Source organism: Microbacterium sp. NPDC055683 (assembly GCF_053617895.1).
This window is the reverse complement of the sequence record NZ_JBSHGQ010000073.1, coordinates 1-7,680: the sequence shown is the minus strand read 5'-3', so window position 1 is coordinate 7,680 and position 7,680 is coordinate 1. Positions and strand designations below refer to the sequence as shown.

Annotated in this window: 8 protein-coding genes; 3 read left to right on the top strand and 5 right to left on the bottom strand. The window is 73.6% G+C overall.

What is annotated here, in order from left to right; genetic code table 11:
• The first annotated feature begins 68 nt into the window (after window positions 1-68).
• The 3 genes from ACWGPF_RS17315 to ACWGPF_RS17305 all read left to right on the top strand — a co-directional run bounded on the left by ACWGPF_RS17315 (window position 69) and on the right by ACWGPF_RS17305 (window position 3,337).
• On the top strand, window positions 69-443 hold the full coding sequence (locus tag ACWGPF_RS17315; protein ID WP_452333966.1) for a YrdB family protein: 375 nt from the start codon (window positions 69-71) through the stop codon (window positions 441-443).
• Complete coding sequence (locus ACWGPF_RS17310; RefSeq protein ID WP_452333965.1) at window positions 440-1,807, top strand: FAD-binding oxidoreductase; 1,368 nt, start codon at window positions 440-442, stop codon at window positions 1,805-1,807. The genes ACWGPF_RS17315 and ACWGPF_RS17310 overlap by 4 nt, the downstream gene beginning before the upstream one ends.
• Before the next feature lie 147 nt (window positions 1,808-1,954).
• Entirely contained in the window at window positions 1,955-3,337 is a 1,383-nt protein-coding gene (locus ACWGPF_RS17305; RefSeq protein WP_452333964.1) for a choice-of-anchor L domain-containing protein, read from the top strand.
• A 77-nt stretch (window positions 3,338-3,414) separates the two neighbouring features.
• Here the strand turns inward: ACWGPF_RS17305 and ACWGPF_RS17300 are convergent, their stop codons facing one another.
• From ACWGPF_RS17300 to ACWGPF_RS17280, 5 genes are read right to left on the bottom strand one after another with little or no spacing between them, the layout of a single operon-like run.
• The gene (locus ACWGPF_RS17300) at window positions 3,415-4,131 is read right to left on the bottom strand and encodes a copper homeostasis protein CutC (protein WP_452333963.1); all 717 of its coding nucleotides are present in this window, start codon (window positions 4,129-4,131) and stop codon (window positions 3,415-3,417) included.
• Between the two features lie 2 nt (window positions 4,132-4,133).
• On the bottom strand, window positions 4,134-4,913 hold the full coding sequence (locus ACWGPF_RS17295) for a glucosamine-6-phosphate deaminase (RefSeq protein ID WP_452333962.1): 780 nt from the start codon (window positions 4,911-4,913) through the stop codon (window positions 4,134-4,136).
• A gap of 12 nt (window positions 4,914-4,925) precedes the next feature.
• Window positions 4,926-5,831 (bottom strand): ROK family protein, encoded by a 906-nt coding sequence (locus tag ACWGPF_RS17290; RefSeq protein ID WP_452333961.1) that lies wholly within the window; start codon window positions 5,829-5,831, stop codon window positions 4,926-4,928.
• Window positions 5,828-6,679 carry a carbohydrate ABC transporter permease gene (locus tag ACWGPF_RS17285; RefSeq protein WP_345441768.1) on the bottom strand — a complete coding sequence of 284 codons (852 nt, stop codon included), beginning with the start codon at window positions 6,677-6,679 and terminating at the stop codon, window positions 5,828-5,830. The genes ACWGPF_RS17290 and ACWGPF_RS17285 overlap by 4 nt, the downstream gene beginning before the upstream one ends.
• Window positions 6,676-7,641, bottom strand: coding sequence for a carbohydrate ABC transporter permease (locus ACWGPF_RS17280; protein WP_452333967.1), 966 nt, complete (start codon window positions 7,639-7,641; stop codon window positions 6,676-6,678). The genes ACWGPF_RS17285 and ACWGPF_RS17280 overlap by 4 nt, the downstream gene beginning before the upstream one ends.
• Window positions 7,642-7,680: the final 39 nt, after the last annotated feature.

Below are 7,680 nucleotides of genomic sequence, written 5' to 3'. Positions count from 1 at the left end.
CCGCCGCAGGAGCCCCCGCGGTCGGCCGCCCGGGGCGGGCGGCCGACCGCGCGCCTAGACTGGAGGCCATGCCCGATCCCTCTGCCTCCGCGACCGCCGGCGTCACCCCGCGCCGCATCACCGTGCTCGATCTGCTCCGCTTCGCGAGCGAGCTCGTGGCCGTGATCGCCCTGGCCGTGTGGGGCTTCCTCGCGTGGGCGTTCCCGTGGAACGTCGTGGTGGGGATCGGGGCGCCCGTCCTCGCGGCGATCGTGTGGGCGCTGTTCGTCTCGCCGAAGGCCGTCGTCGCCGTGCACCCCTTCGTCCGCGCGGTCGTGGAGCTGTGCATCTTCCTTGCGGCGACGATCGCGCTGTGGGGGCTCGGGCAGCCGTGGGCCGGCCTCGTGTTCGCGGTGTTCGCGATCGTCGTGGGCCTCCTCCACAACCGCCGCTCGCTGACATGACCGACGTGGTCGCGCGTCTGCGCGCCGCGCTGGGCGACCGCGTCGACACCGGAGCGGACGCCCGCGAGGCCGCTCGCGCCGACAAGTCGGGCTTCCGCGCCGACGCCCGGCCGCTCGCCGTCGTGCACGCCGCGTCGACCGGCGATGTGCAGGCGGTTCTCCGCATCGCGCACGAGACGCGCACTCCTGTCGTCGCACGCGGCGCGGGCACGGGGCTCGCGGGCGGGGCCAACGCGGGCGCCGGCGAGATCGCGCTCTCGCTGCGCGGCATGGACCGGATCCTGGAGGTCTCGCCCGACGACCTCGTCGCGGTCGTCGAGCCCGGTATCGTCAACGCCGATCTGAACGCCGCCCTCGCGCCGCACGGACTGTGGTGGGCGCCCGACCCCGCCAGCCGCGCGATCTCGACGGTCGGCGGCAACATCGCCACGGGCGCGGGCGGGCTCCTGTGCGCGAAGTACGGCGTCGTCCGCGACGCCGTCCTCGGCCTCGACGTCGTGCTCGCCGACGGGCGCCTCATCCGCACCGGCCACCGCAGCGTGAAGGGCGTCACGGGGCTCGACCTTACGGCTCTCCTCATCGGATCCGAGGGCACGCTCGGCATCGTCGTCGGGGCGACCCTCAAGCTGCGACGGCTCGTCCAGGGCGAGGTCTGCACGCTCACCGCGGTGTTCCCCGACGTGCGCGCCGCTGCCGCGGCGTCGGCTGCGGTCACGGCGACGAGTGCGCAGCCGGCCGTCATGGAGCTCCTCGACGCGGCAGCGGTCGACGCGGTGAGCGCCCACCTCGGGCAGGTCGTCGGGGCGCCCGGATCCGCCCAGCTGACCGTGCAGACCGACGGCCCGGCGGCGGCGGCCGAGGCGGAGGCGATCGCGGCCGTGCTGGTGCGCGGGGGCGGCGACGTCTCACTCACCCGCGACAGGGAGGAGGGCGAGCGGCTGCTCGCGTTCCGCCGCGCCATGCACCCCGCCATCGAGGCGCAGGGGACGGCGCTGATCGAGGACGTCTCCGTGCCGCGCAGCCGGCTGCCCGAGATGTTCGACGAGATCGCGCGCGTCGAACGCCGGCACGGCGTCGCCATCCCCACGGTCGCGCACGCGGGCGACGGCAACCTGCACCCCAACTTCGTCTTCGACGGCACGGAGGTGCCGCAGCGCGTCTGGGACGCCGCGGACGACCTCTTCCGCGCGGCCCTCCGGCTCGGCGGCACGCTCACGGGCGAGCACGGCGTCGGCGTCCTGAAGCGACGCTGGCTCGCCGACGAGCTCGGCGACGACCAGTGGCGCCTGCAGCGCGACATCGCGCGCGTGTTCGACCCCCACGGCATCCTCAATCCCGGCAAGGTGTTCGCGCCGGAGGCATGAGCTCCCCCGCCCGCGCGGGAGAACCCCCGGTCACGCCGCGTCATATCGAAGGTTGTGCGCGCGCTGAACGTTGCCTATGATTCCCCGAGGACGCGACTCGCGCGTCCGAACGGCCGTCGCGCCATCGTTCCACCGGGGGATCACCGCATGAAGAAGACCGTCCTCGCCGCCGCATCCGCGGCGTCGATCGCCCTCCTCGCCGTCAGCGCCGCGCCGGCGTCGGCCTCCGAGGGCCAGACCGCAGAAGACCTCACCACGCTCACCGCCGAGCAGCTCGTCGCCGCTCTCGTGGGCGACGACACCCCGGTCAGCAACATCGTGTACACCGGCGCGCCCGAGGCCGCCGGCCGCGTGGACGGCCTCGGACCCGCGCTCGAGGTCAACGCCGGCATCGCCCTCTCGACGGGTGCGCTCGTCGCGACGGACTACGACGACTCGTCGATCCTCGGCCCGAACAACACCGCCTCCGCATCGGCGTCGAACGGCGCAGAGGGCGACACCGACCTCGACGCGATCGTGGCGCCGACCACGACGCAGGACGCCGCGGTGCTGGAGTTCGACTTCGTGCCCGCCTCCTCGAACGTCACGTTCACCTACGTGTTCGGCTCCGAGGAGTACCTCGACTACGTCGGCTCGGACTACAACGACGTCTTCGCCTTCTACGTGAACGGCGAGAACCACGCCCTGATCGACAGCGGGCAGCCCGAGCTGTTCCCCATCTCGGTGAACACGATCAACCCCGACATCAACTACCACCTCTTCCGCGACAACACGGTCGAGCCGGCGCCGTACGACACGCAGTTCAACGGCTTCACCGTGCCGCTCACGTTCGAGGCGCCCGTGAACGCCGGGCAGACGAACCACATCAAGCTCGCGATCGCCGACGCGGGCGACGCGATCTACGACTCGTCGGTCGTCATCGAGTCGGGCTCCTTCGCCTCCATCGCCGCACCCGTCGCCGAGGCGCAGACGGTCTCCACGACCGTGAACACGCCGCTCGACATCGTGCTGTCGGCCACCGACGCCGACACCGCGGCCGACGCGCTCTCGTACGAGATCGTCGACCAGGTCGCCGCCGAGCACGGCACCCTGTCGGAGCTCTCGGGCGCCGCGCTGCAGTTCACGCCCGCGGAGGGCTTCCTCGGGCAGACCAGCTTCACGTTCCGGGCCTTCGACGGAGCGCTGTGGTCGGAGCCGGCGACCGTGACGATCGACGTCGTGGAGCCCGCCGCCCCCGGCACGCCGGAGCCCACCGAGCCCGCCCCGACGGAGCCGGCACCCACCGAGCCCGCGCCGACGGAGCCCGCCCCGAGCGAGCCGGCGCCGTCGCCGACCGAGAGCGCTCCGGCACCCGCCGAGACGCCCGCCCCCTCGTCGCCGGCCCCTGCGCCGTCGAACCCTGCGCCGTCGAACCCCGACAAGCCCCTGGCCCCCACGGGCGGAGAGACCACGACGGTCCTCGCGGCCTCCGCGCTCGGACTCGGGCTCGCCGGAGCGTTCGCGCTGATGCTGCGCCGCCGCCGCGCCTGACGCGCGTATGACGGCGAGAGGGCCGGAGGCACACGCCTCCGGCCCTCTCGCCGTGTTCGGGCCCTCGGCCCTACGACTCAGCTCGCGAGCGCCAGGCGGATGGCCAGGGCGGCCTCCTCGTCGGCGGTCTCGTAGGCGACGCCGCCCGCACCCGACGCGGAACCCAGGCCGATCGGCACGTCGTCGACCACGACGCGCTTCGCCGATGCGTGCACCGCGTCGACGCCCGCGGCCGCGACGAGTCGCGCCGTGTCGGCGTCCACTCCTCCGCCCGCCATGATCTGCACGGAACCGGCCGCGCGCTCGACGAGCGCGCGCAGCTCCGCCAGGGCGTCGACGGCGCGTGAGGCGCCGCCCGAGGTGAGCACCCTCGTGACGCCGAGCTCCGCGAGCGCGTCGAGCGCGGCCATCCGGTCGGAGACGGTGTCGAAGGCGCGGTGGAAGGTCACCTCGCGTCCGTCCGCCGCGTCGATGCACGCGCGCACGAGGTCGGCGTCGGCCGTACCGGCCGCCGTGCCTCCCACGACGACGCCCGCGGCGCCCTCCCGCACCGCCCGCCGCACGTCGGCGACCATGAGCGCGCGGTCGTCCGCATCGTAGGCGAATCCCCCGGCGCGCGGGCGCACGAGCACGTGCACGGGCGTGCCCGAGGCGACGGCCCGCTCGATCAGCGCGGGGGACGGCGTCACTCCGCCGAGGGCGAGCGCCGAGGCGAGCTCGATGCGGTCGGCGCCGACCCGCGCGGCCACGGCGATGCCGGCCGCATCCTGCACGGCCAGCTCGAAGGCGGTCATCCTCAGATGCCCTGCCAGTCGGGCTTGTGCTCCCACGCGTACCGGTAGTAGTCGGCGTCTCGGAGGGCGGAGGCGGCCGCCTCGTCGACGACGACCGTGACGTGCGGATGGAGCTGGATCGCCGAGCCGGGGAGGGAGGCGGTGACCGGCCCCTCGACGGCGCCCGCGACGGCCTGCGCCTTGCCCGCCCCGAAGGCGAGCAGGACGAGGTGCCGTGCCGCGAGGATGGTCCCGAGCCCCTGCGTGATGCAGTGCATCGGCACGTCGTCGATCGTGTCGAAGAAGCGCGCGTTGTCCTCGCGCGTCTGCCGCGTGAGGGTCTTCACGCGCGTGCGCGAGGCGAACGACGATCCCGGCTCGTTGAAGCCGATGTGCCCGTCCGTGCCGATGCCCAGGATCTGCAGGTCGACGCCGCCCGCCGCAGCGATGGCCGCCTCGTACTCCTCCCCCGCGTTCGCGATGCCGTCGAGCGAGCCGGAGGGCGTTCGGACGAGCGCGGGCTCGAGCCCCAGCGGCTCGACCACCTCGCGCGTGATGACGGAGCGGTACGACTCCGGATGGGCGGGGTCGAGGCCGACGTACTCGTCGAGCGCGAAGCCGCGCACGCGCGACACGTCGACTCCGGCGAGGCGCGGCGGGAGCGCCTCGTAGACCGGCAGCGGCGTCGAGCCGGTGGCGAGCCCCAGCACGGCGTCGGGCCGCGTGCGGATGAGCCGCGCGATCTCGTCGGCGACGAGGGCGCCGGCCGCTGCGGCGTCGGGGACGATGATGATCTCGGCCATGGGGCCAGCCTTTCAGACGAGGACGCGGGCGTCGAGGAGTGCGGCGCCGAGCGCCGCGGCGGGGGACGTGGAGGGGAGCAGCTCGACGCGGGCGTCGAGCTGCAGCGAGCGGAGGAACGGCGACGTCGCGGACGATCGCCTGAGCTCGTCGGCGATCGCGGAGCGCAGCCGCTCACCGAGGCCGGCGACTCCGCCCGTGACGACGAGGCGATCGGGGTCGACCGCGAGGGCGAGCAGGCGGATGGCGGCGGCCGCCCCGCGTGCGACATCGCCGCACAGGCGGATGGCCGCGGGATCTCCCGCATCGGCCGCGTCGAAGATCTCGCGCACCGTGTCGCCGGGTCGCCCCCAGCGGGCGGACACCGCGGCGCCGCCGGCGAGCGTCTCGATGCAGCCGGTCTGACCGCACCGGCACGACGGCCCCGCGGGGTCGACGGCGACGTGTCCGATCTCGCCCGCGGCGCCGTGACGACCGCGCAGCAGCGCCCCGTCCGCGACGATGCCCGCCGCGACGCCCGTGCCCAGGTTGAGGAGCGCCAGCGAGCCCGTGCCGTCGCCGAGCGCGTGGGCGCCGAGCGCGGCCGCCTTGACGTCGTTCTCCACCGCGACCGGGACGTCGAACAGCGTCGAGACGGCGTCGGCGAGCGCGAGCTCCTCGACGCCGAGGTTGACGGCGTGACGGACGACCCCACCGTGCGCCTGTCCGGGCACGCCGATCCCGATGGCGGCGATCGCGGCGCCGCCGCGGTCGAGGCGGAGGATCGCGTCGCGGATCGAGTCGACGACGCCGTCTGCGCCGCCGCGGGTCGCGGAGCGGCGGCGCGCCACCACGGCACCCGCGTCGTCGAGGGCGACGGCGTCGATCTTCGTGCCGCCCACATCGAGCCCGATGCGGACGGCCGTCGGCAGGGCGGTCATCCCTTGACCGCCCCCGCCACCATGCCCTGGGCCATGCGGCCCTGCACGACGAGGAAGAAGATCACGACGGGGATCGCGCAGAGCGTCGAGCCGGCCATGATCGCCGCCCAGTCGGTCTCCTTCGTCGCCTGGACGAACGCGCGCAGCCATACCGGGAGGGTCCGCGCCTCCGGGCGCGTCATGAGGACGAGCGCGTAGATGAACTCGTTCCACGCCTGGATGAAGGCGAACACCCCGGTCGCGGCGAGACCCGGCCCGAGCAGCGGGAACGTGACGCGCCAGAAGGCGCCCATGCGGGTGCATCCGTCGACCATCGCAGCCTCCTCCAGCTCGGCCGGGACCCCGTTCACGAAACCCCGCAGCGTCCAGATCGTGAACGGGAGCACCATGGCGACGTACACGAGGACGAGACCGACGGCCGAGTTCAGCAGCTGCCAGCCGTCGAGCACCCGATAGGTGGAGATGATGAGCGCCTCGACGGGGATCATCTGGATCACGAGGACGCCGACGATGAGTCCGCGGCGGCTGCGGAAGCGGAAGCGGCTGAGCGCGAGCGCGGCGAGGAACGCGAACAGCAGCGCGAACGCGACGGCCGCGAGGGTGACGAGCACGCTCATCCCGAGCGCGGGCAGGAAAGCGATGCTGCCGGAGGGCTCCGTGACGACGCCGACGTAGTTCTCGATCGTGAAGAGGTCGGGCCACCAGTGCGGCGTCGACGAGCTCACCGCCGATGCGGGCAGAAGCGAGGAGTTGACCATCCAGTACACGGGGAAGACGCTCGCGGCGAACACGACGACCGCCGCCGCGTTGAGGGCGAGGCGCGCGACGGCGCGACGCGGCCGGGTCATGCGCGGGCCTCCTCGTCGCGGAGCGTCTGGACGACGTAGTACCCCGACACCGCCATCATGAGCACGACCAGGATGACCGAGATCGCGCCTGCCGCGCCCTGGTCGCCGCCCGCCGTGGCGGTGGCGTAGATGTAGACGCCGATCGTGTTGGTCTCCTCGCGGAGTCCGCCGATCGTCTGCAGCGCGTAGATCTGCGTGAAGACGCGCATGTCCCAGATGACCTGCAGGATGAGCAGGACGACGAGCACGCCGCGCACGTACGGCACCGTCACGAGCCGGAAGCGCTGCCATCCCGTCGCCCCGTCGAGCGCCGCCGCCTCGAGCACCTCGCCGGGCACCTGGGTGAGGGCGGCGAACGTCGTGAAGGCGACGAAGGGCACGGCCATCCACGTCACGATGATCGTGGCGACGAAGAAGAACCCGAGCGGATCGATGAGCCATGAGTGGCCCGTGAGGTCCCACGGGGTGAGCGCCGTGACGACGTGGTTCACGAGCCCCGCGCGGGTGTCGAAGATCCAGCCCCACACCGTCGTCGCCGAGATGGGCGGCATCGCCCACGCGAGGAGGAGGCCGATGGAGACGAGGCCCTTCATGCCGCGGCCGAGCCGCGTCATGAGCACCGCGACGCCCACGCCGAGCGCCATCGTGAGGGCGACGTTCACCAGGCAGAAGGCCACGCTGCGAGAGAGCACCGCCCAGAACTGCGGGTCGGCGAGCACCGCGACGTAGTTGTCGAGCCCGACGAACGCAGGCGGCGCGCCGAAGATCTGCGCGCGTCCGAACTCCTGGAAGGACATGACGACGAGCTGGACGAGCGGCCATCCGGTCAGCGCCGCGACGACGACGCCGGCGGGCAGGAGGAGGAGAGCAGGTCCGCGGAGGAACGGCGTACGCCGCGGACGACGCGGCGGGCGGACGGGAGAGGGGGCCGCGGAGGGCGCCGCCTCGGCGAGGAGCGACATGGAGTGCCTTTCGGGGGCCGTGCGCGGCGCGGCGAGCGC